Raw genomic sequence first — 1,162 nt, forward strand, 5'->3', positions numbered from 1 at the left:
TGAGATGACCGCACCCTGTGGGGTGCCTTCCTCCGTTGCTCGCCATTGACCCTCCTCCGACGTCCCGGCTGTGAGCCACTTACGTATGAGCCTGATTACCCTCCGGTCGCCGATCCGATGCTCTGTGAACCTGATCAGCCATTCGTGGCTCACCCTGTCGAAGAACTGACTGATGTCGGCATCCAGTACCCAGTTTACGTTAGTGCGTACCAGCCCTGTGGCCAGTGCGTCCAGTGCATCGTGCTGGCTTCGCCCGGGTCTGAACCCGTATGAGAACCCCATAAAGTCGTTTTCATAGACTGCGTTCAGGATTTTCACCAGCGCATACTGGACGATCTTGTCCTCCAGCGAGGCGATGCCGAGCGGGCGTTGTTTTCCATCCGCTTTTGGGATGTAGTGACGCCTGCCGGGCTGCGCCCTGTAGCTGCCCTGATGTAGCCTCCGGTGCAGATCTGTTATGTTGTTCTTCATGTTTCCGGCGTAGTCCATCCACCTGATGCCATCCACTCCGGCGGCCGCTTTCCTGCTCAGGGAGAGGAATGCGGCTTCCAGTGCTTCGACTGTCAGCAGGTGGAACAATGCTGTAAACCGTTCTTTCTTCCGCTGCTTCGCAGCTTCCCGCACGCGTGACAGCCTCTGTGACATGCTTTCCCGGCTCTGTGTCCGGCGCATGTGTGGCTGTTCCGCGTTCCCCTTGGCCCCGCTCCTTCGCTCCACTGACTCCGCTCCTTTCGGGTTGTTCGCCTGCTTCGCCGCTACTATGAGCGAGTCCGACTTCTCCTCTCCGTACATCACCGGCTATGACTCCTCGTCTTCCCGGTGCGGGCCATCTCCGACACTGGCAGATGGTCAGAGGGGAGATCTCCCGGTTCCCGCGTAGAGATCGTATTGACATGCCAGGGTCTCAGACCCCGCCGGGTCCATGTGGCACTCGCAGTATCGCACCCTATGATGTTGCCTTCCGTTAACAGTACAACGTCGGCACCCGGTAATTTAATATACATTTCGTGGCTCAATGGCTGGCCTGTCAACACCCCTGTCAACGCTTCGCCCCATACCTCGCGGTATGCAACGCATGACTCGGGGACCTTGTGGATTGCTGGTCCTTCAATGGTCGGGGACTTTCACCCCTTGATCTCTACCGGTCTCCCGGCGCACACTG

Annotated in this window: 1 protein-coding gene; it reads right to left on the bottom strand. The window is 58.5% G+C overall.

Features of this window, described 5'->3' with window-relative positions; genetic code table 11:
• A partial coding sequence (locus ACKLKD_RS27855) for a reverse transcriptase domain-containing protein (RefSeq protein WP_268028517.1) occupies positions 1–795 on the bottom strand: 795 nt, incomplete at its 3' end.
• Between the last annotated feature and the right edge of the window lie 367 nt (positions 796–1,162).

Source organism: Klebsiella sp. 10982, assembly GCF_048589245.1.
Taxonomy (GTDB): Bacteria; Pseudomonadota; Gammaproteobacteria; order Enterobacterales; family Enterobacteriaceae; genus Klebsiella; species Klebsiella quasivariicola.